At 50.4% G+C, this 24,719-nt stretch carries 26 protein-coding genes; all 26 read right to left on the bottom strand.

The genetic code is table 11. The annotated features are described in order from the left end of the window. Positions 1-88: 88 nt before the first annotated feature. Positions 89-1,807, bottom strand: coding sequence for a phospho-sugar mutase (locus MKY82_RS31520; RefSeq protein WP_339295042.1), 1,719 nt, complete (start codon positions 1,805-1,807; stop codon positions 89-91). A gap of 45 nt (positions 1,808-1,852) precedes the next feature. Continuing rightward, the gene (gene fabZ, locus MKY82_RS31525; RefSeq protein WP_339295043.1) at positions 1,853-2,284 is read right to left on the bottom strand and encodes a 3-hydroxyacyl-ACP dehydratase FabZ; all 432 of its coding nucleotides are present in this window, start codon (positions 2,282-2,284) and stop codon (positions 1,853-1,855) included. Between the two features lie 503 nt (positions 2,285-2,787). Beyond that, positions 2,788-2,988, bottom strand: a complete 201-nt coding sequence (locus tag MKY82_RS31530; RefSeq protein ID WP_119846156.1) for a DNA-directed RNA polymerase subunit beta — start codon at positions 2,986-2,988, stop codon at positions 2,788-2,790. A gap of 9 nt (positions 2,989-2,997) precedes the next feature. Beyond that, entirely contained in the window at positions 2,998-3,822 is an 825-nt protein-coding gene (locus tag MKY82_RS31535) for a flagellar hook-basal body protein (RefSeq protein WP_339295044.1), read from the bottom strand. Positions 3,823-3,889: 67 nt separating this feature from the next. Continuing rightward, a complete protein-coding gene (locus MKY82_RS31540) occupies positions 3,890-4,771 on the bottom strand; it encodes a flagellar hook-basal body protein (protein WP_339295045.1) in 882 nt (293 codons plus the stop codon). Positions 4,772-4,945: 174 nt separating this feature from the next. Then, positions 4,946-5,944 (bottom strand): rod shape-determining protein, encoded by a 999-nt coding sequence (locus tag MKY82_RS31545; protein WP_063479709.1) that lies wholly within the window; start codon positions 5,942-5,944, stop codon positions 4,946-4,948. 195 nt (positions 5,945-6,139) lie between these two features. Further along, the gene (gene spoIIID / locus MKY82_RS31550) at positions 6,140-6,424 is read right to left on the bottom strand and encodes a sporulation transcriptional regulator SpoIIID (RefSeq protein ID WP_009594246.1); all 285 of its coding nucleotides are present in this window, start codon (positions 6,422-6,424) and stop codon (positions 6,140-6,142) included. A 263-nt stretch (positions 6,425-6,687) separates the two neighbouring features. Next, entirely contained in the window at positions 6,688-7,428 is a 741-nt protein-coding gene (locus tag MKY82_RS31555) for a M23 family metallopeptidase (protein WP_113061586.1), read from the bottom strand. Between the two features lie 204 nt (positions 7,429-7,632). Beyond that, complete coding sequence (gene spoIID, locus MKY82_RS31560; protein WP_339220338.1) at positions 7,633-9,243, bottom strand: stage II sporulation protein D; 1,611 nt, start codon at positions 9,241-9,243, stop codon at positions 7,633-7,635. Between the two features lie 320 nt (positions 9,244-9,563). Continuing rightward, positions 9,564-10,910 carry a UDP-N-acetylglucosamine 1-carboxyvinyltransferase gene (murA, locus tag MKY82_RS31565; protein ID WP_181469847.1) on the bottom strand — a complete coding sequence of 449 codons (1,347 nt, stop codon included), beginning with the start codon at positions 10,908-10,910 and terminating at the stop codon, positions 9,564-9,566. 499 nt (positions 10,911-11,409) lie between these two features. Then, positions 11,410-11,664 (bottom strand): DUF1146 family protein, encoded by a 255-nt coding sequence (locus MKY82_RS31570; RefSeq protein ID WP_194539936.1) that lies wholly within the window; start codon positions 11,662-11,664, stop codon positions 11,410-11,412. Between the two features lie 643 nt (positions 11,665-12,307). Then, positions 12,308-12,712 (bottom strand): F0F1 ATP synthase subunit epsilon, encoded by a 405-nt coding sequence (locus tag MKY82_RS31575; protein ID WP_100540954.1) that lies wholly within the window; start codon positions 12,710-12,712, stop codon positions 12,308-12,310. A gap of 99 nt (positions 12,713-12,811) precedes the next feature. Next, the gene (atpD, locus tag MKY82_RS31580) at positions 12,812-14,212 is read right to left on the bottom strand and encodes a F0F1 ATP synthase subunit beta (protein ID WP_076323983.1); all 1,401 of its coding nucleotides are present in this window, start codon (positions 14,210-14,212) and stop codon (positions 12,812-12,814) included. Positions 14,213-14,330: 118 nt separating this feature from the next. Next, positions 14,331-15,191 (bottom strand): ATP synthase F1 subunit gamma, encoded by an 861-nt coding sequence (gene atpG / locus MKY82_RS31585; protein WP_194539938.1) that lies wholly within the window; start codon positions 15,189-15,191, stop codon positions 14,331-14,333. Positions 15,192-15,418: 227 nt separating this feature from the next. Continuing rightward, complete coding sequence (atpA, locus tag MKY82_RS31590; RefSeq protein WP_071218871.1) at positions 15,419-16,933, bottom strand: F0F1 ATP synthase subunit alpha; 1,515 nt, start codon at positions 16,931-16,933, stop codon at positions 15,419-15,421. An 18-nt stretch (positions 16,934-16,951) separates the two neighbouring features. Then, positions 16,952-17,497 (bottom strand): F0F1 ATP synthase subunit delta, encoded by a 546-nt coding sequence (locus MKY82_RS31595; protein ID WP_071218870.1) that lies wholly within the window; start codon positions 17,495-17,497, stop codon positions 16,952-16,954. Next, a complete protein-coding gene (atpF, locus tag MKY82_RS31600; protein ID WP_220687297.1) occupies positions 17,494-17,982 on the bottom strand; it encodes a F0F1 ATP synthase subunit B in 489 nt (162 codons plus the stop codon). The genes MKY82_RS31595 and atpF overlap by 4 nt, the downstream gene beginning before the upstream one ends. A 100-nt stretch (positions 17,983-18,082) precedes the next feature. After that, positions 18,083-18,295 (bottom strand): F0F1 ATP synthase subunit C, encoded by a 213-nt coding sequence (gene atpE, locus MKY82_RS31605; RefSeq protein ID WP_006213098.1) that lies wholly within the window; start codon positions 18,293-18,295, stop codon positions 18,083-18,085. A 108-nt stretch (positions 18,296-18,403) separates the two neighbouring features. Then, entirely contained in the window at positions 18,404-19,171 is a 768-nt protein-coding gene (gene atpB / locus MKY82_RS31610; protein ID WP_220687296.1) for a F0F1 ATP synthase subunit A, read from the bottom strand. A gap of 34 nt (positions 19,172-19,205) precedes the next feature. Then, a complete protein-coding gene (locus MKY82_RS31615; RefSeq protein WP_220687295.1) occupies positions 19,206-19,586 on the bottom strand; it encodes an ATP synthase subunit I in 381 nt (126 codons plus the stop codon). Further along, entirely contained in the window at positions 19,579-19,812 is a 234-nt protein-coding gene (locus MKY82_RS31620; RefSeq protein WP_220687294.1) for an AtpZ/AtpI family protein, read from the bottom strand. The genes MKY82_RS31615 and MKY82_RS31620 overlap by 8 nt, the downstream gene beginning before the upstream one ends. Positions 19,813-19,987: 175 nt before the next feature. Continuing rightward, entirely contained in the window at positions 19,988-21,145 is a 1,158-nt protein-coding gene (wecB, locus tag MKY82_RS31625) for a UDP-N-acetylglucosamine 2-epimerase (non-hydrolyzing) (protein ID WP_113059552.1), read from the bottom strand. Positions 21,146-21,210: 65 nt separating this feature from the next. Next, positions 21,211-21,840, bottom strand: coding sequence for a uracil phosphoribosyltransferase (gene upp / locus MKY82_RS31630; protein WP_006213103.1), 630 nt, complete (start codon positions 21,838-21,840; stop codon positions 21,211-21,213). 343 nt (positions 21,841-22,183) lie between these two features. Beyond that, on the bottom strand, positions 22,184-23,434 hold the full coding sequence (gene glyA / locus MKY82_RS31635) for a serine hydroxymethyltransferase (RefSeq protein ID WP_269468903.1): 1,251 nt from the start codon (positions 23,432-23,434) through the stop codon (positions 22,184-22,186). Between the two features lie 90 nt (positions 23,435-23,524). Further along, entirely contained in the window at positions 23,525-24,109 is a 585-nt protein-coding gene (locus MKY82_RS31640) for a TIGR01440 family protein (RefSeq protein ID WP_339295046.1), read from the bottom strand. An 81-nt stretch (positions 24,110-24,190) separates the two neighbouring features. Beyond that, a complete protein-coding gene (rpiB, locus tag MKY82_RS31645; protein ID WP_071218862.1) occupies positions 24,191-24,655 on the bottom strand; it encodes a ribose 5-phosphate isomerase B in 465 nt (154 codons plus the stop codon). Between the last annotated feature and the right edge of the window lie 64 nt (positions 24,656-24,719).

The following is a 24,719-nucleotide window of genomic DNA, read 5'->3' on the forward strand; positions in this document are numbered from 1 at the left end:
TTACGATGGAGGGCAACAGCTCTTAGGGGCCTTGCAGCAACCATCGTAAATTCCCTTCGTTCTCTTCTCTCATTCAATGTATTTATGTTTAAGCGTCTACCCGGGCCATGACTTGAGCCGAGAGCGATTGAATTTTGCGATTCGCATCGGCGAGAGATTCGCCGCGCACGGCAAAATACACTTTGATCTTCGGTTCGGTACCGGAAGGTCTCAGGCAGAACCAAGATCCGTCATCAAGCAGATACTTTAACACATTTTCCTTCGGCAACCCGTCCAGGCCTTCGGCATAATCAAGCACCTGCTTAACCGGCACGCCCCCGACTTCCCCTGGCGGATTATCGCGCCAATCGGACATCTTCGCTTGAATCTGGGCGACACCATCCTTACCCTTGAGCGTCCGGGATTCCAGTGTCTCGAGGAAATAACCGAACTGCTCATACAGCTCCTGCAGGACATCGTACAGCGTCTTGCCTTGTCCTTTATAATAAGCGGCTGCTTCGCATATGAGCATCGAGGCTAATACGGCATCCTTGTCGCGGGCATAATTGCCAGCCAAATAGCCGTAACTCTCCTCATAACCAAACAGATACGTATGGCTGCCGGACTCCTCGAACTGGGTCATTTTCTCACCAATGTATTTGAAGCCTGTCAATGTATTAAAAACGGTGGCACCATAATGCTCGGCAATCGCCGCCCCCATCTCACTCGTTACGATCGTCTTGATAACCGCACCATGATTAGGCAGCTTACCCGCTTCCTTCAATTGCCCCAGCAAATAGTGGATCATAATCGCGCCGGATTGATTGCCTGTCAGCACGACGTATTCGCCCTGGCTATTCTTCACGACAGCCCCCATACGATCCGCATCGGGATCCGTCCCGATCAAAATGTCAGCTCCCACTTTCTCGCCCAGCTTCATCGCGAGGGTAAAAGCTTCCCGCTCCTCCGGATTCGGGGATTTGACGGTGGAGAAGTTAGCATCCGGCTCGGCTTGCTCCGGAACAACATGAATATGCTTAAAGCCAATGCTCTTAAGCACGCGCTCTACGGGTGCTTGCCCTGTTCCATGGAGAGGCGTGAATACGATATGGATATCTTCGCCCAGCTTGGATTTGATAAGATCCCGGTTCACGCTGACACTCGCCACCGTATCCGCAAAAGCCTGGTCCTCCGCTTCGCCCAGCCAAACCAGCAGGCCTTGAGCCTCTGCATCCGCTTGAGACAGCCTCTTAACCGCAGAGAAGGAATCCACCTCCTGTATCCGGGCAATCACGTTCTCTGCTTCGTCCGGTACCAGCTGGCCGCCTTCACGGTTGTACACCTTATAACCGTTGTATTCCGGCGGATTATGGCTTGCCGTGATGACAATCCCTCCGGTAGCACCCAAGTGACGCACGCTGAATGACAATTGCGGCGTTGATCGCAAGGATGGATACAGCTTCGCTACAACCCCGTTTCCGGCCAAAACCAAAGCAGCCTCTAACGCAAATTCCGGCGAGAAATGCCGGGAGTCATGGGCAATGACAACAGAAGGCTTGCCCTCCGCGGTGCCGTGAGCCTCCAGGATATATTGTGCAAAGCCTTGCGTTGCGCGGCCTACCGTATATTTATTAATCCGGTTGCTGCCTGCACCGATAACACCGCGCAGACCGCCCGTGCCAAATTCCAGATCACGATAAAACCGTTCCTCCAGCTCTTTGGTGTCGTGCTCGAGTGAACGCAGTTCCTGCTTCGTCTCCTCATCTACATAAGGATCATTCAACCAACGTTGTACCGTATCGATTGTTCTCTGACTCATCTCTGACATGAAAAAAAGTCTCCCTTCCTCATCCAAACAAGAATAGTCTGATAATTACTCCTTATCCGCGAGAGCAAACATAATCTCTCCCTCGGCAACTACACGTCCATCCACTGTAGCGGTTGCTTTCCCTTTACCGATTATGCCCTTCAAACGAATGATCTCGACTTCCAGCCGCAGCGTATCACCCGGTACCACTTGCCCGCGGAAACGGAAACCGTCAATGCCCGCCAAAAAGCCCAGCTTTCCCCGGTTGCTCTCTACATTAAGAATCGCGACAGCACCGACCTGCGCCAAAGCTTCCACAATCAGGACTCCCGGCATAACAGCATATTCAGGGAAATGGCCGACAAAAAAAGGCTCATTGATCGTTACGTTCTTGATGCCGACTGCTCGTTTGCCGTCCTCAATCTCCACAATTTTATCGACCAGCAAAAACGGGGGGCGATGGGGAATAATTTCTTGAATCTGTTTGATGTTCAACATAGTATTAAAATCCTCCTTATGTACGTACCCGCCAAGCATAGCGTTTGAAAAGGGTTGTTCGTTCCATTTGCTGCCGCTGTGCCGCTTTCTCAAGCCGCGGGAGGTATTATTTACGGCTGTATCATGCTTTCTCTTGAGGTTTTCTTAACGAATTTCAGATCATGTGCATAAAAAGAAGGATCTGCGGAAAAAATGATGGATATCCTTCACCGCTGCAGAAGTGAAGGTTTTAGATAAGGGGCTTTCTCCCATCGGACACTTGTGTACGAGGAGAGGGCCCTTTTACAAGTTTTTTGGGGTCCCCGCAAAGTATTTGGAATAAGCATCGCAGCATAGGCTCCACTTTGTGGGGTTATTTTGTATACATCCGTCCATTGTCATGAAATGACAAAGTTAATACGCAAGTCCCATCCCATTATACCGTTTAACCCCAAAAAAAGAAAACTCCCTTAAAGGGAGTTTGGCATCTTATCTCAAGACATTGTGGTCACCTTGACCTCTCGTCACGGTGCAAAAATCAAATCAAAAACATGCTTCCATGTGCCCCATTCAAACACTTCACCGAGCTCCTGATCGCCGAGGACAACATATCCGAAGACCATGCCTCCGAATAATGCCAATACGAGCAATACAGGAATCATGATACGGACAGCGATTTTCCATCCGGATGTCTTGGATCGTTTTTTGGCGTTTGATTCACTCATGATGCCCACCTACCCTCGCATTGTGTTGGCAAGGTTCATCATGGTATCGCTTGAACTAAGCGCACGTGCCGTCAGCTGGTAGGCCCGCTGAACTTCCATCATTTTGGTCATTTCATCGGTCAAATTGACATTCGATTGTTCAATAAATCCGGAAAGCACCTTCGATTTCGGAGGCTCGCCCGGAGCCGACGGTGTTAAATCGAACACATCGCCTTCCGTCAATCCGCTTCCTACGACGAACAGGTTATCGCCAACAGCGACCAAGCCCTCCGGACGCTCAAGCTCAACCAGCTTCAAGGTTGCATAAGGAGCCGTTCGACCCGTTGGGGTCTCCACGATAATCTGCCCTTTCTGGTTAATGGCAACTTTCCCCTTGGCCGGAAGCGAGATTGGATTATTGTTCACGTCAAGTACAGGATAGCCTTGTGAATTGACCAGCAGCAGGTTGTTTGGGTTCCGGGCATCCGGAGATACATGAAATCCGCCTTCGCGGGTATATCCAATCGCGTCATCTCCCTGAACGGCAAACATGGCTTGTCCATCAATCATCAGATCGAGCGGATTACCGGTTTCCTTCATGGCCCCCTGCTCCATGTTCTGCACGACGGAAGATAGTCTCATGCCATACCCGAGTGTATAGCCAAGCGGTGTCGCGCGGCCCGTCCGGTCGAAATCCTTGTGATGCCGCTGAACCTGCGTCAGCACATCTTCAAAGGATCCCTCCTTTTTCTTATAACCAGCCGTATTGACGTTTGCTATATTGTCCGCAATGACATCCAATCGCTGCTGGAGGGCATTCATCGACACCATGGCGCTAATCATCGAGTTGTTCATCACTTACCTCCCGTGGGCTCACATTTTCATACAGCAGTTGTGCTGCCTGCCTACTTACAAACACAGCTTAGACTCGGCCGATCTCATTGACCGCCTTCTCCAGCGTTCTGTCGTAATACTGAACGATTTTTTGGTTTGTTTCATACGCGCGCAGCGCAGCTGTCAATTCAACCATCGATTGCGTCGGATCCACGTTGGACCCCTCGATGAATCCCTGGCGGATGACTCCGTTATCACCGGGTGCCATAAAACGCACTTCCCCGTCCGGATCGGCCATACGGAACACGCCATGACCTTCACGAATCAGTCCATGAGGCTCGCTCACGATGCTGACTCCGAGAATGATGCCTGTCCCATTGCCTTCTGCGTCCATGATTTCTCCTTGCTCATTCACTGTAAAGTTACTCGCCGAGCCTGTCAATACAATCGGTCTGTTATTGTTATCCAATACCTGATAGCCGCTCTCGCTCATGAGGCTGCCATTCGGGCTAACCCGGAAGCTGCCGTTACGGGTATAACGGGTATCCCCATTCTCATTCTGAACCGTAAAAAATCCTTCCGGCCGGTAGATCACCTCGCCGTTCTCATCCACGTATCTGCCGGAAGCATCAAATGGATAAGGTTGGCCCGTTGCCGGATTCTGTACTGTAAAAGAGGATACCAGCGCAAAGTCTGTTGACTTGCCCGTTTCACGGAGCGCGCCTTCCGTATAAAGCGATATGCTCTCCTCAGCGTAAACACCCGTGTTGAACTTACCCAACTTCCGCCCCGCATTCGTCGAATCATTGCCGCCGATCATGGAGACAAGAACTTCAGGGAACGAACGCTGTACGCTGTTGGTTGCCTTGTAGCCTGTCGTGTTGACGTTAGCGATGTTCTGCGTCACCGTATTATGTCGCTGCTCCTGAGTCATCATCCCCGAAGCGGCTGTATATAGACCTCTTAACAATGAAGGCACTTCCCTTCCAAAATAGATGCGTGAATGGCCGCTGCGCTGACGGATTGTATCTCCAATCGCTGCTGTTCAGCATGACCATTGTATAAATTGCAGACCTATGTAGCTGCATCGTATGGATACAGATTGATAATCCAATATCACGTTTCTATTATCTATATCGGAAGGTTAGAACTTTTTCTTTACGACCTTGTCCAAATTATCCAGCATAATTCCCGTTCCCTTAACCACACAATGCATCGGATCCTCCGCAACAAGCACCGGCACCCTCAGCTCGTCCGTTAACAGCTCGTCCAAACCATGAAGCAATGCGCCACCGCCGGTCAATATGACGCCGCGATCGATAATGTCCGCTGACAGCTCCGGCGGGGTCCGCTCCAAAACGGATTTGGCTGCGAGTACGATCGATGACACCGGATCCCACAGAGCTTCCTGCACCTCTGCCGAAGACACCGTTACGGTAAACGGCAGTCCCGATACCATATCGCGTCCGCGAATATCCATCTCAGCTTGTCTACCGCCTGGACGAACCGTTCCGATTGCTACCTTCAAATCTTCTGCCGTCCGTTCCCCGATCAGCAATTTATATTTATGCTTCACGTACTTCGTGATCGCCTCGTCGAACTTGTCCCCCGCCATTTTAATCGAAGAAGCGGTGACGACATCGCCCATGGACAGGACGGCCACATCCGTGGTGCCGCCCCCGATGTCCACAACCATGTTACCGCTCGGCTGGAAAATATCCATCCCTGCGCCAATTGCCGCTGCCTTCGGTTCTTCTTCAAGGAACACATCCCTTGCGCCGCTGCGCTCAGCCGCTTCCCGGATCGCCTTCTGCTCTACCGAAGTAATGTTGGTCGGTGCACAGATGAGGATTCGGGGCCGGCTGTGCCAACTGCGCGCGCCCACGCGATCAATAAAGTACTTCAGCATCGCTTCCGTAATTTCGAAGTCGGCGATGACCCCGTCCCTCAGCGGGCGGATCGCCGTAATGTTGCCGGGAGTGCGCCCGACCATGCGCCGTGCTTCCTCACCGACGGCAAGGACTCGTTTGGTGTCGGTCTCAATAGTGACAACGGAAGGTTCGTCTAACACTACCCCCTTCCCCTTTACGTGAATGAGCACGTTCGCCGTTCCGAGATCGATTCCAATATCCTTGCTCAACATCATGAAAAGCCCCCAAAGTGTTATTTTATGGTAAAAGAGTCTGTTCGCTGTACCGAACCATCCTTCGACATAATCTAGCAATCGATGATGATCTTCGGCAAAACAGGTCCCATATTTCGATCCTATACCAGCTTTTAACATATCATACTTTAGGGGAGGGATTCAACGTCAATCTAGTGACCTAAGCCCTAACAATCAGGATTTCGCCGTGGCCACCGGTTCACGGTTGCTGCCGGTTTTTTTGTACTTGATCTTGGTAGCTTCTCCGCCTCTCAGATGGCGGATGGATTTGTGGTATTCGAGAATGTGCTTCACCTGATCCGCCAGGTCCGGGTTGATCTCCGGCAGACGTTCGGTTAAGTCCTTATGCACCGTGCTCTTCGACACGCCAAATTCTTTGGCTATAGTTCGAACCGTATGCCTCGTTTCCACGATACAGCGTCCGATCTTAATGGTCCGCTCTTTGATGTAATCGTGCACGCTCCCGCCTCCCTACTGTGTGGATAGTTTGGTACATTATATGAGGGGCATGACGGGATATTCTCGGTTTCAAGGGGTGACAAGCTTACTTGGACCCATTTATTTTCTGGACATGCCCGTGACGGACAAGTCTAAAATGTCCAAAAAACAAGGCCCGGCAAGGGTTGGACTTGCCGTCCAAAACCGCAACAAAAAAAAGACAGGATCACAAGATCCTGCCCTCTTCAAGTGCGCGGTGGGCGCATGGCTACAAAGAAATGAAATTATTTTTGCGGAAGCACGCTCACAGGGTTGACCAGTTTCCCGCCCTCGTACACTTCGAAGTGCACATGGTTGCCGAGATCCTTCTCAAGCTCACTGCGCCCGGCAGTCGCGATGGAATCGCCCTGCTTCACTTCAGCGCCTTCCTTCACTTTCACTTCGTTCAAGCTTTGGTACACGGTTTTCGTGTCACCGGACGTAATTTCCACAACGTTACCGTTAACCGGATGATTCTCGACCCGGGTCACCTTACCTGTCAGTGCGGCACGAACTTCAAACATCGTGTCATCCGCAGCAGCCAAGTCGATTCCCATATTCGGCGTAAAGGTGTCATTATACTGCACCATCGCCTCTTGATGCGAATCCGGGTTCGTCTCGTCAAAGTAAGGCTTGACGATACTTACCGCCACGTCGTCGGCTACAGGCCAGATCATCGATTGCGCGTTGGCCGTCACTTCTACAGCTTCTCCGTCGTTGCCTTCGGTTGCAGCAGGCTTCTCCGAGCCTTGAACTGAATCCGATACGGTTGTTGCTTCCTCTTGTGGGTTCAGCGTCTTTTGGCTGGCGTCCTGGTAGACCCACACGAGGGTTAGTATAATTGCCGCTGCTGCTAAGTATGCTGCCGGGAACACCCACCGTTTGGATAATGCTTTCTTCCACGAAGATGACGGTACCGCCGAATCTCCTTGCACAGTTTTAGGAGTTTCTTCGTGGGGTTTACTATTTTTGTTCTGTTCATTCATTTGCAATCACCTCAGTAACCATTGTTACCGGGGGCAACTCTTTTATACGTTATCTAACTATTATTTTTTTGAGAGGTTGTTCAAAAAGTCGTCTTTTGATCACGAAGTGAATCAAGAAGTAGTTCGGCATCGAATCTTGAATTCAGCTGGGCCTTCCAGTGCTCACGTACCCAAAACGTACGCTCCGCTCCTCAGGCCCTAGCTTCATTCACCCTTCTCGGTGCTGAAAATCCGACCTTTTGAATTTCCACTTAAAGAGAGAAGATTTGAAGTTTTGTCAAAAGAAATATTCGTATAATAGTGCGCCAGAATCTCTTTCGCTTCATATCCTTCACGGGCCATGCCCTCTGCCCCGTATTGGCTCATGCCCACGCCGTGACCGTTGCCGTAGGTCGTTATCTCAATCTCGCCGTCTTTCATATGAAGGGTGAATTGGCTCGAACGAAGCCCCAGCTTCTCTCTCACCTCGCGACCGGTGAACTTCTTGCCGCCGACCCGTACGCTCTCAATTCGATGACCTTGCGTATACGAGAGTACTTTCAAAAAAGAAGCTCCCCCATCCCCGCCTGCCGATACCGGTACGGCTCCATCCGCCAGACCAAGCTTTCCTATGAATTCCGAGCGGGGCATCGTGATCGTTGTCTTGTACTTCGGTGAAATCTGTTTATCCCATGGACTCTCCACGCTGCGCAGGTAGGGAATCTCGTTCTTCCAATAATCCTCTGAATTTTCGGTATAACCGTTACTGGTGGAGAAAAAAGAAGCGGTAATCGGCTGACCCTCATACGTCATCACCACTCCTGCCGTTTCCTTTACCGCTCGCTGGAGCTTCGCCAGCTCGGCTTCCTTCCCGAGCCGCTGCCATTCCTTCGTCAGTTCGTCTTGGGCGATGTAAGCCTGGTGGCTGACCGTATCGGTCACCACGGCCTTGCCGTCCGGCACGCCGCTGCGGTCGCCGGAGGCCAGCCGCTGCACGATATAAGTCCGTGCCGCGATGGCCTGGGCCTTGAGTGCCTCCAGCTGGAACTCGGCCGGCATCTCGGCGGCCAGAACGCCGACGAGATATTGTTCCAGCGGCAGTTCCTCCACGGTATCCGTCTTGGTTACGTAGACGGATACCGTGGGCTCTTCCGCCGCCTGCGGCTCGGCGGAAGGCAGCGGGGCAGGCCCCGGCGGAAGCGGCTCTGGTGCGTTGTTGCCGGGGGCAACCACCAGCAGAGGCAGCGCCAGCGCCAAGGCCAGCAGCACCGCCACCGCCCATACGGCAGGGTGCACCCGCACCCGCCGCCTTCCGGCGGCCGGGCGCCGCGAGGCAAAGCCGCGGCGCCCCCAGCGCGCAGGCCGCACACGGAACGTGCGGCCGCCGCGCGGCACGCGGCCCGCTGCCGCTGGCGCGAAGCGCTGCGGCTCGGCCGCGGAATGCGGGCCCTGCGGCATCGCCGCTGGCCCGCCGGGGGCTGGCGCGGCGCCGTGCGCAGGCGCGCCAGCGGGGCTTCCGGGCGGCGGCGTATGGGCCGCCCGCGTGCTGTGGCCGGACTGGCCGAAGGCGTCCGGCGCTCTCCCCGGGCCGCGGTGCCCGCGCGGCCCTTCCTGTATATCCTTTTTATCCGGATTAGAATCATGGCTATGTGCTTCAGTCGATCCGGCTTTCTTCTCAAGTTCTCCTGGAAAGTCCCACTTCAATACGGGAGCAGCCGATCCCTCGGATGGTACCCGGTATGATTGAGAATTTCCTTCCTTCAAATCGTCTCTTGAATCAATCGCTCTTTTTTTTCCTGCAGAATTCACATTCACCCGAACCTTTGAATCTTTCATTGCACTTCCCTCCTGTGCCTTTTCCCCTGGTATATACTCTTGTACATGTTCCTGCACGCTCTACTTATACTTATGAGACACGCGCATTTGATAGAACTATTCTAAGAGAAAGGACAAAGTCACATGGATGAAGAACCCAGTCACTGACTGCAAGCAAGCTGGCAAAGAGTCTCCCAGTCAACCGGAAACTCAACATAAGAGAATGAATGATAGCCTATGGTGATGCATTACAAAAAGAAGGAGCTTCGCCCTTATCGGCAAAGCTCCTTCTCCTATACTCTATTGTGGTCTATCCTGAGTCGCCAGATCCATCCTGTTGTTTACACCCAGGTAGGTTGAACTTTGAAAACTTTTGCGTCTTCTGTTTCGCCTGCCACTTTTTTCGAAACCTTCTCCGAGCTCTGGTCCTCCGTTGAAATACGCCAGATATCCGCGCCAAGTCCAGACAGCTTTTCCGCTAAATGAACATAACCGCGATCAATATGCTGTACGCCGCCAACTTCGGTAGTCCCTTCCGAGACGAGCCCGGCTAATATCAAGGCAGCCCCTGCACGCAGATCCGTTGCGGTTACTTTGGCTCCTTTAAGCTTAGCTCCGCCCGTAACGATCGCAGAACGTCCTTCAACCTTGATCTCCGCATTCATCAGCTGGAATTCATCCACATGCATAAAGCGGTTCTCAAATACCGTTTCCGTAACAACACTTGTACCCTCGGAAACCAGCAAAAGCGCCATCATCTGGGACTGCATATCCGTTGGGAAGCCAGGATAAGGCAAGGTTTTCACATCAACCGACTTTAATGGTTTGTCAGCGATAACACGAATCCCATTTTCGTCCGGTTCAATGGTAATCCCCATCTCTTCCATCTTGGAAATAACCGGTCCAAGGTGGTCCGCAATGGCTCCTTCCACATATACATCCCCGCCCGTGATCGCAGCTGCAGCCATGAAGGTGCCTGCTTCAATCCGGTCAGGAATCACGTTATGCTTGACGCCATGCATCTGCTCAACGCCCTCGATCCGAATCACACCCGTGCCCGCACCGCGAACTTTGGCACCCATCGCATTCAGGTAATTCGCTAAATCGACAATTTCCGGCTCTTTCGCCGCATTTTCGATTACCGTGATTCCTTCAGCCAATGTAGCAGCCATCATAATATTTTCAGTAGCACCTACGCTGGCAACGTCCAAATAGACCTTCGCCCCACGCAATCTGCCATTGCTTTTAGCTTCAATATATCCTTGTCCGAGGCTGATCTCTGCCCCGAGAGCTTCAAATCCCTTTAGGTGTTGGTCAATGGGTCTTGTGCCGATAGCACATCCCCCGGGAAGCGAAATCCGGGTTCGTCCACAACGTGCCAATAAAGGCCCCATGACCAGAAAAGACGCCCGCATCTTCCGCACCCATTCATAAGGCGCTTCACATGTCGTTATGTGCTCTGCATTCACACGTATCACTTCATCCTGATATGTAATGCCCGCACCAAGCGACTCCAATACTTTACTGATTGTAATTACATCGTCAAGAGGAGGCGCGTCAATAATAACACTTTCCCCAACTTCCCCTAGTAGAGAGGCAGCGATGATCGGAAGAACTGAATTTTTTGCTCCGCTGACTTTGACGCTTCCGGTCAGTCTTTTGCCACCGCGGACGATAAATTTGCTCATCATGGTTTCCCTCCGCGTCCATAATTTTCCTGATTGCGTGTGTTAGTGATTAGTTGTTGCTAATTCCCTAACTTTCATCTTAACATTAGAGATTTCCGCTAAACAAGCGATTTTCGAACTATTTATGACATCTGATTCGGTGTCCACATCAGGTTTCAGAAATCCATGATGCCACCTTATGAAGCATCTGTTATCCGCAGTATGGACCTACGAAAGGTACCATGACCGACCAGCACTTGTCAATGCATAACAATTACCGGGTGAACATTATAGTCCGGAAGTCATACCGTCCGCCCGATCAATTTCTTATTTTAAGTGTTAACATAATAAAATGCGTTTATTCGACATCTTCTCTCCAAGCAACCTAACAGAGATATAACCATTCATGCCGCAATTAAAACAGACGAGTAAAATATCGCCAAACACATAACCATCATGCAACAAATGTTTGATTACTAGCTGCAGCACCTCGTGTTATGTATGACGCTCATTCTCTGCGTTAAAACATATATCGGATCATTTGACTCCATGTAATATAGTCAATTAGGAATTCAGCCACGAATCGTCCAAGCACCACCGCCAGCAGCAAATGCAGCAGCTTTCCCTGCGGCCCTTTTGGATGACGGACAATCAAATCCAGCTTCAGTTGTTGTAATGCCCACCAAGCCAGTGCGATACAGATCAGCGAAATGACAATAGACAACAACCCGTTAACACCTACAGCACTGATTGAATTAGATAAATCCTGGTTCATACTCCCTCCTCCTTCATAAATTATCCTGCCCTTTCAGGACCGACTCTTCTATAATACTTGGCTGGAGGCTAAGAATCCAGCACTTTCTATACGACATTTCCTCGGAAATAATAAAGTTTATCGACAACTTCCCAAAACGATCATGTATGCGCTATTAGATGAAGTCTAAATTTCCATTTATTACACTTGAAAAATACATCCAGTAGCCAGAATCATAGTATAGTTTTATATCTCGAACTTCTATTTATACCGATGATATAACAAAAAAATGCCCAGTCTTTGAAAATAATAAGGTTCACAGACCAGGTATAGCTGAATAGGGGCACGAAAGATGAATATTTATGCATCAAAACAATCTATGCCTCAGGTCCTTTCTATGAGTAATCGATGCCTGTGGACCCAGTAATGCCACCAATCAAAGTTGTATATCATCAGCCCCATTGTCCCAATAGAATATCCACCCTATATGTGATTTAGGATGTGAGATAGACATATAAGATCCCCTCCTTCTCCTTTTAATGCCGGGTAATACACCTTAAATCGAGCACTTTCATAACAAATATGGGTTTTCAACTCCTAGAATAGAGCACAAAAAAAGACAGCTTGGCTGTATCATTACAGCAAGCTGTCTTCGTTCACCTTATTAGTTCCGCGTCACTTTAATCCGGTTCATCGCTCTTTGCAGAGCCATTTCGGCGCGACGATGGTCGACTTCATCTTGTCTTCCCTTCGCATTCAGGCGGGTCTCAGCTCTTTCCTTCGCGGCTTCCGCACGCTCCAAATCGATTTCTTCCGCTTTCTCTGCGCTTTCCGCCAGGATGACAATCTTATCTTTACGGACTTCGACAAAACCGCCTTGTACCGCAAACGGGGTTCTCTGGTTGCCAATCTTCACATAAACTGGCGCTATCTGAAGCGGCGTAACGAAGGAAATATGACCTGGCAAAATACCCAGCTCTCCCTCGACCCCACGCACCGTAACACTGTTCACCTGCTCAGAGTAGACCAGGCGGTCCGGCGTTACGATTTCCAACAAAATGGTGCTCACTTCCATCCCTCCTCACCGTTTTCCGCAGAAAACTCGCGCAGCAGACCTCACAGTCTCACTAGAAGCACTGTTCCGGTCTGCCGATCACGGAGCGTCAGCTTACAATGTTTTTGCTTTTTCAACTGCCTCTTCAATCGTACCTACGAACAGGAAAGCCGCTTCCGGAAGGTGGTCATGCTTGCCTTCCAAGATCTCTTTAAAGCTGCGTACAGTTTCTTTAACCGGTACATATTTACCCGGGATGCCGTTAAACTGCTCGGCAACGTGGAAAGCTTGGGAAAGGAAACGCTGAACACGACGAGCACGTCCAACAATCGCTTTATCTTCCTCGCTCAGCTCATCCATACCGAGAATCGCGATGATATCTTGAAGCTCGTTATAGCGAGCCAAAATTTTCTTAACGCCTTGAGCAACATTATAGTGCTCTTCGCCCACGATTTCCGGAGCCAAGATACGGGAACTGGATGCAAGCGGATCTACCGCAGGATAGATACCCATCTCGGAAATTTTACGCTCCAGGTTTGTCGTTGCGTCCAAGTGAGCAAACGTTGTAGCCGGAGCCGGATCCGTATAGTCATCCGCCGGTACATAGATAGCCTGGATGGATGTAACGGAACCCTTTTTGGTAGAGGTAATCCGCTCCTGCAAGCGTCCCATTTCGGATGCCAGCGTTGGCTGGTAACCTACCGCGGAAGGCATACGACCCAGAAGGGCGGATACTTCGGAACCCGCTTGAGTAAAGCGGAAGATGTTATCGATAAAGAGAAGTACGTCTTTACCTTCTTGATCACGGAAATATTCCGCCATCGTCAAACCAGTCAATGCTACGCGAAGACGGGCACCCGGAGGCTCGTTCATTTGACCGAATACCATCGCGGTTTTGTTGATAACACCGGAATCACTCATCTCGTGGTAAAGGTCATTACCTTCACGAGTACGCTCACCTACGCCGGCAAATACGGAAATACCGCCGTGTTCTTGGGCGATGTTGTTGATCAATTCCTGGATCGCAACGGTTTTACCTACGCCGGCACCACCAAAGAGACCGATCTTACCGCCTTTTTGGTATGGAGCAAGCAAGTCGATGACTTTAATACCCGTTTCAAGCATTTCTGCTTGCGTAGAAAGCTCATCATAAGCAGGAGCTTCACGGTGGATCGGGTTATTAATTTCGGATACTACGGCACCTGCATTATCGATCGGCTCACCCAATACATTAAATACACGGCCAAGTGTAGCGGAACCTACAGGGACCGTAATCGGTCTGCCCAAATCCACGGCTTCGATACCGCGAACGAGACCATCCGTGGATGACATCGCGATACAACGAACCAGATTATCACCCAAATGATTGGATACTTCCAAAGTCAAATCAACCGAGCGGCCGCCTTCCAGCGTAGCTTCAATCTTGACAGCATTAAAAATCTCGGGAAGATGACCGCGCTCAAATTCAATGTCAACTACAGCACCTGTAATGCTGACAACGCGTCCTTTTTTCATTGATTCGTTTTCCCTCCTACCCGCTCACCTCTAGCGGTGAACGATGATCGTAAAAGCGGCTTATTCATGACATGGCCGCATATCCGTTAAATACTAAGTTAAGAATTCGGACCGTGCATTATTGCTGAGCGTTTGCTCCGCCCACAATCTCGGAAATTTCCTGGGTAATGGCAGCCTGACGAGCACGGTTGTAAGTAAGGTTCAACTCGTTGATCATCTTGCTTGCATTCTTCGTTGCGGCTCCCATAGCAGTCATCTTCGCACCCAGCTCACTTGCCTTCGCATTCAGCATCGCACTGAAAATCAATGTTTCCGCATATTTCGGAAGCAGTACCTCAAGCACGCCTTCAGGGGACGGTTCATACTCATAACCCGTCAGGTTCTCAGCGCTGCCGATGTTCTCCATGGGCAGAAGCTTGGAGATCTCCTGGAGCTGAGTCAAAGCATTCACGAATTGGTTGTAACACACGTATAACTCATCAATCTGACCCAGCTCGTATTGATGAACCGCCGCGTTAGCGATGGTCTTAATGTCTGCATAGGTCGGACTATCGGATAAATCGGTGAGTTCCTCCACAACCGGAAGTTCACGACGGCGGAAGTAATCCCGTCCTTTACGTCCGATTACAAACAGGCAATACTCATCCTTGGACTGATGGCGTTCTGCGATGAAGTTCGATACTTTTCGCAAAATGTTGGAGTTTGATGCACCAGCAAGACCGCGGTCGGAAGTGATCACCAGATAACCGGTTTTTTTCACTTCACGCTTTTCCAGCATCGGATGGCTGATTCCCTTGGTTCCAGCAGCAATGCTGCCAACCACTTCTTTCAGCTTCTCGGAGTATGGAAGTGCGGAGGTTGCCTTCTCCTGAGCTCTTCTCAGCTTGGCGGCAGCAACCATTTCCATCGCCTTGGTGATCTGCCTTGTGTTCTGAACACTCTTGATCTGCCGCTTAATATCACGTAATCCTCTTGCCATGTTTTCACCACCTTAAAGCTTTGGCGAAGCCAAAGCTAACTTCGTAAGCAAACACCTAGCTTTGGCGAAGCCAAAGCTAACTTTGTAAGCGTAGACTAAGCTTTGGCTAGGACCAAAGCCGTACCTTTTGTAAAAATCACTTTGGTCACAGCCAAAGCTACATTCCATATGATGAAAGAGGATGCCGGGCTTACCCCGGCTCCCCTCCTATTACTTACCTGAGGAGCTTAAACCGAAGCGGCAAAGCCCTTCTTAAATTGATCGATTGCCGCTTTCAATGCGTTTTCGTTATCGGACGTCAGATCCTTCGTATCCGTAATGGATTGAAGAATTTCCGGTTTATTGCTTCCAATAAACGCAAGGAATTCGCTCTCGAAACGACGAACATCAGCAACCTCGATATCATCGATATATCCTTTAACGGCTGCGTACAAGCTAACCACCTGTTGTTCAACGGACAACGGCTGGTTTACACCCTGTTTCAGGATTTCCATCAATCTTGCACCACGGTTCAAACGAGCCAAGGTTGATTTATCCAGATCCGATCCGAACTGGGAGAACGCCTGGAGCTCACGATATTGCGCAAGATCCAGCTTCATGCCGCCTGCAACCTTTTTCATCGCTTTGATCTGCGCGGAACCACCGACACGGGATACCGAAATACCGACGTTAATCGCTGGACGCTGACCGGAGTAGAACAACTCAGACTCCAGGAAGATCTGTCCATCCGTAATCGAAATTACGTTGGTTGGAATGTATGCAGATACGTCAGAAGCCTGTGTTTCAATAAATGGCAGCGCGGTTAATGAACCACCACCAAGTTCATCGTTGAGCTTCGCTGCACGTTCCAGCAAACGGGAGTGCAAGTAGAAAACGTCACCCGGATAAGCTTCCCGACCCGGAGGACGACGAAGGAGCAAGGACAACTCACGGTATGCTGCTGCTTGTTTCGACAAGTCATCATAGATGATAAGTGCATGCTCGCCCTTGTACATGAAGTACTCACCCATTGCGCAGCCTGCGTATGGAGCGATGTACTGCAGTGGAGCCGGCTCAGAAGCCGAAGCCGTAACAACAATCGTGTACTCCAGTGCGCCATGACGGCGAAGCGTTTCAACAACCTGTGCTACAGTGGATTGTTTTTGCCCAATGGCTACATAGATACATTTAACGCCGCTACCTTTTTGGTTCAGGATCGTATCGATCGCAACGGTGGTTTTACCCGTTTGGCGGTCACCGATGATCAGCTCGCGCTGTCCGCGGCCGATAGGTACCATCGCGTCGATCGCTTTAATACCTGTCTGCATAGGCTCATGTACGGATTTACGGTCGATAACGCCTGGTGCGCTGCTCTCAACTGGACGGTAGGCAGCCGCTTCGATCGGGCCTTTGCCGTCAAGCGGTTGACCCAGCGGATTGACAACGCGTCCTAGCAGAGCTTCACCTACAGGAACCTCCATAATACGTCCTGTGCGCTTAACCTGATCGCCTTCCTTGATTTCAGAGTAAGGTCCCAGGATAACGACACCGACATTGCTCTCTTCAAGGTTCAGCGCCAGACCGAACACGCCGTTCTGGAACTCCAAAAGTTCCCCGGACATCGCGTTCTCCAGGCCGTACACGCGAGCAATACCGTCACTTACTTGAATTACCGTACCTACTTCAGAGACAGTGATATCGGATTTATATTCTTCAATTTGACTTTTGATTAAAGTACTGATTTCTTCAGGTCTGATACTCAACGTTTTCACCCCTATCTACTATGCTCGTCTATTAAAAGACTTTTCAAGACGTTCCAGCTTCCCGGCAAGGCTTCCGTCATAAAGCTTGTCGCCAATGACAACTTTCAGGCCGCCGAGCAAACTCTCGTCCACAACATTGGTCACCCGGATATTCTGATGTGCTAACTGTCCGAATTCCGAAGCTACCTGTTCTTTTTCCTGATCGCTAAGCGGGTAGGTGGAGTACACAGTGGCGTCCGCCAATCCTAAGCTCGCACCTTGTATCTTCACATAACTGTTCAGCAGTTCAGCGAACATTTCTGTACGCCCTCTGTCGAGAAGCAATTCGATCGTGTTCAATACAGGCTGCGATACCTTCCCTGCCAACGCCTGGCTGATTACGTTCATCTTCACGGACTGGGGAATATTCGGCGTGGAGATGAATTTCTGAATGTCGGCATCGCCTTCAATGGCATGCACAACAGCGCGCAATTCCTCTTCCACTTCCAGACCCTTCTGCTGCTGAGCCGCCACTTCGAACAGCGCCCGCGCATACCGCTTGGCTGCTACTGTATTTTGGCTCATGGTCTGCCTCCTACCTCTTTAAGGTATTGATCCACCAGTTCTTCTTGCATATTGTCATTCTTAACTTCTTTTTCAAGAAGCTTGGAAGCAATTTTCACGGAAACGCTGCCCAGCTCGTTGCGAAGCTCAGCAACCGCTTTGGTTTTCTCGTTTTCAATGTCGCGTACTGCGTCAACCTTAATGCGTTCCGCTTCCTCCTTAGCGAGCCCAACGATTTGCTCGGCTTGCTTGCTGCTAGTCTGTCTGGAACGCTCGATAATATCGTGAGCCTCTTGACGTGCCTGATTCAGTGCTTGTTTTTGCTCTTCAACATACTGATGCGCCTGCTCACGTGTTTTCGAAGCCTCGTCCATTTGGCTCAAAACCAATTCCCGGCGTTGCTCCATAATCGCAAACAATTTACCGAATGCGAACTTATGAAGCAGTACATACAGAATAGCAAATGCCAGAATTGAAATTAAAATAGTCTCCCAAAGTACTGCCATGGTTTAAAAGTCACTCCTTTCCGTTAATGCGAAGTGCAGTTCTTAACAAAACGAAGGCGCGGATGGCATCGGCCCTCCCCGCCAAACCGTTGTATTCTTATTAAGAAAACATGATCAAGAAAGCAATAACGGTAGCAGCGAGTGGAACTACCTCGACGATACCAACACCGATAAACATTGTCGTTTGCAACGGACCACGAGCTTCAGGCTGACGAGCGATAGATTCTACTGTTCTACTTACGATCATACCGTTACCAAGACCTGCGCCAAGAGCGCCCAAACCTACTGCAATAGCTGCTGCCAAAAATTCCATTGTTAAATATCCTCCTTAAAATTGGTTCAAAATTTTGAAATATTGTTTTGATATAATGATCTCTTTCGAATCCTCCATGACGTTTGCGGCATGATTCGTCCGAGCTTATTAATGAGCTTCTTCTTCATGAATCGTAGTTTGCGCGATGTACACCATCGTCAGAATTGTAAAGATAAACGCTTGCAATGCACCAACGAAGATACTAAAACCTTGCCATACCGCCAGGAATGGAATCCCGAGGAAACCCATTTTTAGAATAACGGTAATGAGTACTTCCCCTGCAAAAATGTTTGCAAACAAACGGATAGCAAGCGCAATCGGCTTCGCCAAGTTCTCGATAATATTCAGAGGGAGAAAGATTGGGAACGGCTCAATGTAGTGCTTCAGATAGTGCTTACGATTCAGCTTCAAGCCCAGATAGTTCATGAGAATGAACACGACAATCGCCAGCCCCGCGGTGACCGATACGTCAGCCGTCGGCGACTTCCACCACAAGACGTGCGCCAAATGCCCATCATGAAGGTCTTTCGTCGCTTCGATCGTAAAACCGAAGACCTTGAAATTCGCAGGCAAATCGGTAATAACTGCGAACGGAAGTCCGAGCAGGTTGGCCACGAAGATGAACAGAATCAAGGTCAAGCCGAGCGAGATGTATGCTTTTCCTTTTTTCAAATCCATAGCGCTAGCTACGATGCCTTGCACAAATTCTACGACCCACTCCATGAAGTTCTGCATTTTGGAAGGGTTTTCGACAGATAGATTCCGAACCGACAACCGAGCAAGAACAAAGACAATAATCCCCGTTACAAGCAGCATGATGACAGCTGATAGGTCAAGTCGAAATCCACCTAAATCAATAATCGGTGATTCATGCATGAAATTGTTTTCACCCCTTTCCAATAAGCGTTGATCAATTCTTGGTTCTCAAGCTAACAATGATGCTGACTGGAATGGTCAACAATTGGGGAATGAACAAACCCACAATCGTCGCGGCGAGCGACACGGGTTCAAGCCTCGCAGCAATCATCACAATCAAAAACGCGATACAAAGTCTTGTGACAAATCCAAAACTGAAACGTCTGCGCTCCCGGCTCACCGCCAAATCCGCAAGCTGCCTCACTTTAATGGAAAGAAAGCGTACGTTGAACAAGCCGCCAACCATACCCAATATCAAGCCTGATATTTCAGGTCGATATTCCGGATACATTGCCCATCCCAAAAACAAAGCAGATAATAAGAGTATTGTTACTCTAGTTACACCGTTCACAATGGATGTAGTCAAATCATTCACTTTGCGCCCCCAAATACTTCTTAATGAGAAGAGCAATATTCAAAATCCCTATACAGAGCCCTATAACGGTTCCAATCGCCAACCAGTATCTGGGCCCGTCCAGCCATTCAGCCAGCCATCTTCCCGCAAAAAAACCGATGAGAATGTAAGCGGCAAGCAAACCGCCCGCCCCGCTAATGTATAGCGCTATCAACCAAGGGTTATCTTGACTTTTCGGATTTTTCATATGAACCTCTAATCCCAACTCATTTTACTGAATATAACAAGAGTTTGTCAATGAATCGATTTGATGGATTTACCGTGTAAAATCGGCGTTTTGAGCAGTCTAAATAACGCAAAACGCCGCGGTAACCGTACAGTTCAACTGTATGCTGTCCCCTTGCCCATCAGAATACGGTAAACTATACCTTTGTGAACATTCTGTGAAATTCTTCTGGACGCTCTTTTCGGATGCCAAAATGGTGCAAAATCGCATTGACAATTCGCTGTGAAGCTTGTCCATCGCCATACGGATTAGCAGCCTTGCTCATCTTTTCGTAGAGCTCCTGATCGGTCAGAAGAACCTTAATGCGTTCATACACATTTTCCTCCTGGGTGCCTACCAGCTCCAGGGTACCGGCCTCAATGCCCTCCGGACGTTCGGTCGTATCCCGAAGCACCAGCGTCGGCACGCCGAATGACGGAGCTTCCTCCTGCATGCCGCCGGAATCCGTAATGATGAAATGCGTATGGGTGTAAATATTGTTCATATCCACGACATCCAGCGGATCAATTAGCTTGATGCGCGGGTGATCTCCCAGAATGCGATGAGCCGGCTCTTTAACAGCTGGGCTTGGATGTACAGGATATACGATGGCAATATCCTCAAATTCATCGGCAATGCGCTTTACCGCTTCAAATATTTGACGATGCGGCTCCCCTTGGGATTCGCGGCGGTGTGCCGTCATCAGGATCAAGCGTTTGCCCTTCGCCCAGTCCAGAACCGGATGGGTATAACCTTCGCGCACCGTGTACTGGAATACATCCGTAGCCGTGTTACCCGTTACATAAATGCGGGAATCCGGCTTGTTCTCCTTGCGGAGATTCTCGGCGGACCAGTCCGTCGGCGCAAAGTGAAGATCAGCAAGCACGCCGGTCAGCTGACGGTTCATCTCTTCCGGATAAGGATTCAGCTTGTTCCATGTGCGCAGACCCGCTTCCACATGGCCGACTTGAATCTGCTGCAGAAAGGCTGCATAGCTGGCCAGGAACGTTGTCAGCGTATCGCCGTGCACCAATACAATATCGGGCTTGGCTTCACGCAGAACAGGTTCAAGACCCTCCAGGACGCGCACGGTGATCTCGTTGAGCGTCTGACGGTCCTTCATGACATCCAAATCATAATCCGGAACAATCTTGAACACATCCAGCACCTGATCCAGCATTTGCCGATGCTGCGCAGTAACACAAACGACCGATTCGATATGCTCAGGGTGACGTTGAAGCTCTAGAATTAACGGCGCCATCTTGATGGCTTCGGGGCGGACCCCAAATATCGTCATCACTTTCACTTTTGACATGTTTGAAAATACCCCTCTTTGCTTGTTTTCAAATATTCAAGACGTACGAGTGACTGGCTTGGCTCTTATTTCGTGCCGTACAGCCGATCCCCTGCATCACCAAGGCCCGGTACGATGTAACCATGGTCGTTAAGACCCTCATCGAGAGCAGCAACATAAATGTCCACGTCCGGGTGGGCATCATGGACAGCCTTCACACCTTCCGGTGCAGCCACGAGGTTCATCATCTTGATCTGGGTACAGCCGCGTTTCTTCAGCACGTCGATCGCAGCGATAGCGGATCCGCCCGTCGCGAGCATCGGATCAATGACGATCAATTCCCGTTCCGTCACATCGGTTGGAAGCTTCGTATAATATTCAACAGGCTGAAGCGTTTCGGGGTCACGGAACAATCCGACATGCCCTACCTTTGCCGCTGGGAGCAGCTTGACAACGCCGTCCAGCATGCCCAGACCGGCGCGCAGGATCGGAACCAAGCCGAGCATGCGGCCGGAAATGACTTTCCCTTGGGTTTCAGCTACCGGCGTCTGCACGGATATCGATTCAAGAGGAACCTCCCGCGTAATTTCATAAGCCATCAAAGTCGCGACTTCGTCTACCAATTCGCGAAAGTCTTTTGTGTTAGTCCGCATATCGCGGATAAATGTAAGTTTGTGTTGAATCAACGGGTGATCACAAATCACCAATTTTCCCATGTCTGGTCCCTCCGGTTTGAGTACAAATGTTATTTCAATATGGGCGTAAATATTTGTGAGCTCCATAAATCCTGTCTATTATATCATTCCCTCTAGTCAATTGACACCTGCACGAGTCATGTTTTATTCCATGAGTTTTTGACCTTATAACGGAATCGGATCTTCTTCTGCCCTGAACCTAGGTTTTCCATTCTCGCCTATATTGATGCTAACCGCGAAAGGACCTGACTGGGAAAATGAGAGCATAGCAATCTGGCCAGAATGTTCATAGCTCCTAAAAGGACCCCACCTGCATCAGGCGGGGTCCTTATATCATAGGCTTCTTACGCGAAGGAAACTGTGATTAATATTTCATTTCAGCATAGAGAGGATATTGATCGGTAAGCTCAGCCACCAAACGGCCTGCTTTTTCAAGCGTTGCCTCGTCTTTCGGCTGCTTCAATGTCATGGCGATAATTTTCGCGATGTTCACCATCGCTTGCTCATCCATACCGCGGGAAGTAACCGCAGGGGTACCAATACGGATACCGCTCGTTACGAACGGGCTGGTCGGATCAAACGGGATGGCATTCTTGTTCACGGTAATCCCGATGGAGTCCAGAACCTTCTCCGCGTCTTTGCCGGTGATGTCCAGATTACGGGTATCCACCAGCATCAGGTGGTTATCGGTTCCGCCGGAAACGATGTTCAGGCCTTCCTCGATCAGGGTATCGGCCAGCACTTTCGCGTTCTTCACGACATTCTCTGCATACGTCTTGAAAGACGGATCCAAGGCTTCGCCAAGCGCAACGGCTTTGGAAGCAATCACATGCATGAGAGGCCCGCCTTGGGAGCCGGGGAATACCGCTTTATCAATCGCTTGCGCCCAAGCCTTTTTGCACAGAATCATACCGCCGCGAGGTCCGCGAAGCGTCTTATGCGTCGTTGTCGTTACAAAATGGGCATGCGGAACCGGATTCGGATGAAGACCTGCCGCAACGAGCCCTGCAATATGAGCCATGTCGACCATGAACAACGCGCCTACGTCATTGGCGATGGCAGCCAGCTTTTCAAAATCAATAATGCGAGGATAGGCACTTGCACCCGCCACGATCAGACGAGGGCGATGCTTGAATGCCGCTTTGCGGACTTCGTCGTAATCGATAAGGAACGTGTCTTCTTGCACGCCGTAGGCAACGAAATTGTACAGAAGGCCGGAAGCGTTAACCGGGCTTCCGTGAGTCAAATGGCCGCCATGGGCCAGGTTCATGCCGAGCACGGTATCTCCAGGCTTCAGGGCTGCCAAATATACCGCCATGTTCGCTTGGGCACCGGAGTGCGGCTGAACGTTGGCATGCTCGGCTCCGAACAATTCTTTGGCGCGGTCACGGGCGATATCTTCCACGATATCCACACGCTCACAGCCACCGTAATAGCGTTTGCCAGGGTAGCCTTCCGCATATTTATTCGTCAGCACCGTCCCCATTGCTTCCATAACCGCTTCGCTGACAATATTCTCAGAGGCAATCAGCTCAATGTTGCTGCGTTGACGCTTCAGCTCCAAATCCATCGCTTCCAATACAGCCGGGTCACTCTTCCGCAAATGTTCCATCATGTTCATATCCTCCCATAATCCATCGTTATTTTTTCTTGCAAACTTAAAACTACAAGTAGTCATCATTGAAAAAGCGAGTTCTCATTCGAATCAATCGCACAGCGTGGAATCATCCCTCTGCTCGAGTCGGTACACCGCACGTTCTCCGCCGATCAGCTTGGGGCGGGTATAAGCCGCAGTTACGCGCGCCTCCCCGATATAACGCTCGGTCGGCCGGAATGGAACCGCCACTCTCCGCAAATGCATGCCGATCAGCGTCTCGCCGATATCGACACCCGCATGGGCTTCAATCGATTCCGCAAGGCAGGGCTCCTTCATGCTGCGGTAAGCTGCAGAAGCCATCGACCCGCCCGCACCCGGAATGGGAACTGCCGCCACTTCCGTCAAGCCCAGCCGCTCGAGCAGCTCGCGTTCCATGACAAGCGCACGGTTCAGATGCTCACAGCATTGATAGGCCACCGCGAAACCGAATTCCGCTTGAACCGCGGCAATGCCCTGGAGAAGCCGCTGCGCCGTTTCAAGAGCGCCACCCGTACCGATTCGGCGTCCAACCACTTCACTGGTGCTGGCTCCGATGACCAGCACTTTACCCGGGCCTAAATCGGCCGCTTCGGCCAGTTCGCGGACAATACGCGCTGTCTGTTCGTTCAAGGAAACCTTGGAGATATCCGTCATGACACAGTCCTCCCGATGATTTTTTCACAGAAGATGCTTCAATCCCATATCACGATAGCCGCAGCTGTATTACGCGTTCACTTATCGCGATTCATTCTTCAGGTAACGCTCCTCGATGGCCTTGATCTTGTTCACGCGGCCGACATGGCGCTCGCCATGACTAAAATCCGTCGTCAGCCATGCGCTGACGATTTCGGCAGCAAGTCCGGGACCGACGACACGCTCACCCAGCGCAATCACGTTGCTGTCGTTATGCTCGCGCGTCGCTTTAGCTGAGAACACATCATGTGTCAGCGCGCAGCGAATGCCCGGCACCTTGTTGGCCGCAATGCTCATGCCGATCCCCGTACCGCAGATCAGAATGCCGCGGTCCGCTTCACCCGAGACGACCTTCTCGCACACCGGAAGGGCATAATCGGGATAATCCACGGAGTCGGAACAGCCGCAGCCCAGATCCTCCACCTCGTGTCCAAGACCCCGAATGACTTCCACGATCTCCTCTTTCAGACGAATGCCGGCATGATCCGTACCCAATGCAATTTTCATCTATGAAAAACCCCCTCGTATGTTCGCTTTTGCGTTTTAGCTTGTTTCATTATAACCCAAATCG

The organism is Paenibacillus sp. FSL W7-1279 (assembly GCF_037969845.1).
Taxonomy (GTDB): domain Bacteria; phylum Bacillota; class Bacilli; order Paenibacillales; family Paenibacillaceae; genus Paenibacillus_AQ.

What these genes read in the sequence shown, in the direction of transcription:
- MKY82_RS31595 (WP_071218870.1), bottom strand. Translation starts at nt 17,497, where the DNA reads ATGAGCCAAAATACAGTAGCAGCCAAGCGGTATGCGCGGGCGCTGTTC.
- atpB (WP_220687296.1), bottom strand. Translation starts at nt 19,171, where the DNA reads ATGCATGAATCACCGATTATTGATTTAGGTGGATTTCGACTTGACCTA.
- fabZ (WP_339295043.1), bottom strand. Translation starts at nt 2,284, where the DNA reads ATGTTGAACATCAAACAGATTCAAGAAATTATTCCCCATCGCCCCCCG.
- glyA (WP_269468903.1), bottom strand. Translation starts at nt 23,434, where the DNA reads ATGATGGAACATTTGCGGAAGAGTGACCCGGCTGTATTGGAAGCGATG.
- atpG (WP_194539938.1), bottom strand. Translation starts at nt 15,191, where the DNA reads ATGGCAAGAGGATTACGTGATATTAAGCGGCAGATCAAGAGTGTTCAG.
- atpD (WP_076323983.1), bottom strand. Translation starts at nt 14,212, where the DNA reads ATGAAAAAAGGACGCGTTGTCAGCATTACAGGTGCTGTAGTTGACATT.
- MKY82_RS31620 (WP_220687294.1), bottom strand. Translation starts at nt 19,812, where the DNA reads ATGAAAAATCCGAAAAGTCAAGATAACCCTTGGTTGATAGCGCTATAC.
- upp (WP_006213103.1), bottom strand. Translation starts at nt 21,840, where the DNA reads ATGGGAAAATTGGTGATTTGTGATCACCCGTTGATTCAACACAAACTT.
- MKY82_RS31535 (WP_339295044.1), bottom strand. Translation starts at nt 3,822, where the DNA reads ATGAACAACTCGATGATTAGCGCCATGGTGTCGATGAATGCCCTCCAG.
- spoIID (WP_339220338.1), bottom strand. Translation starts at nt 9,243, where the DNA reads ATGAAAGATTCAAAGGTTCGGGTGAATGTGAATTCTGCAGGAAAAAAA.
- atpF (WP_220687297.1), bottom strand. Translation starts at nt 17,982, where the DNA reads ATGGCAGTACTTTGGGAGACTATTTTAATTTCAATTCTGGCATTTGCT.
- atpE (WP_006213098.1), bottom strand. Translation starts at nt 18,295, where the DNA reads ATGGAATTTTTGGCAGCAGCTATTGCAGTAGGTTTGGGCGCTCTTGGC.
- MKY82_RS31530 (WP_119846156.1), bottom strand. Translation starts at nt 2,988, where the DNA reads ATGAGTGAATCAAACGCCAAAAAACGATCCAAGACATCCGGATGGAAA.
- MKY82_RS31640 (WP_339295046.1), bottom strand. Translation starts at nt 24,109, where the DNA reads ATGACGGATATCTCCAAGGTTTCCTTGAACGAACAGACAGCGCGTATT.
- MKY82_RS31570 (WP_194539936.1), bottom strand. Translation starts at nt 11,664, where the DNA reads ATGAACCAGGATTTATCTAATTCAATCAGTGCTGTAGGTGTTAACGGG.
- MKY82_RS31555 (WP_113061586.1), bottom strand. Translation starts at nt 7,428, where the DNA reads ATGAATGAACAGAACAAAAATAGTAAACCCCACGAAGAAACTCCTAAA.
- rpiB (WP_071218862.1), bottom strand. Translation starts at nt 24,655, where the DNA reads ATGAAAATTGCATTGGGTACGGATCATGCCGGCATTCGTCTGAAAGAG.
- murA (WP_181469847.1), bottom strand. Translation starts at nt 10,910, where the DNA reads ATGAGCAAATTTATCGTCCGCGGTGGCAAAAGACTGACCGGAAGCGTC.
- MKY82_RS31545 (WP_063479709.1), bottom strand. Translation starts at nt 5,944, where the DNA reads ATGTTGAGCAAGGATATTGGAATCGATCTCGGAACGGCGAACGTGCTC.
- wecB (WP_113059552.1), bottom strand. Translation starts at nt 21,145, where the DNA reads ATGTCAAAAGTGAAAGTGATGACGATATTTGGGGTCCGCCCCGAAGCC.
- MKY82_RS31520 (WP_339295042.1), bottom strand. Translation starts at nt 1,807, where the DNA reads ATGTCAGAGATGAGTCAGAGAACAATCGATACGGTACAACGTTGGTTG.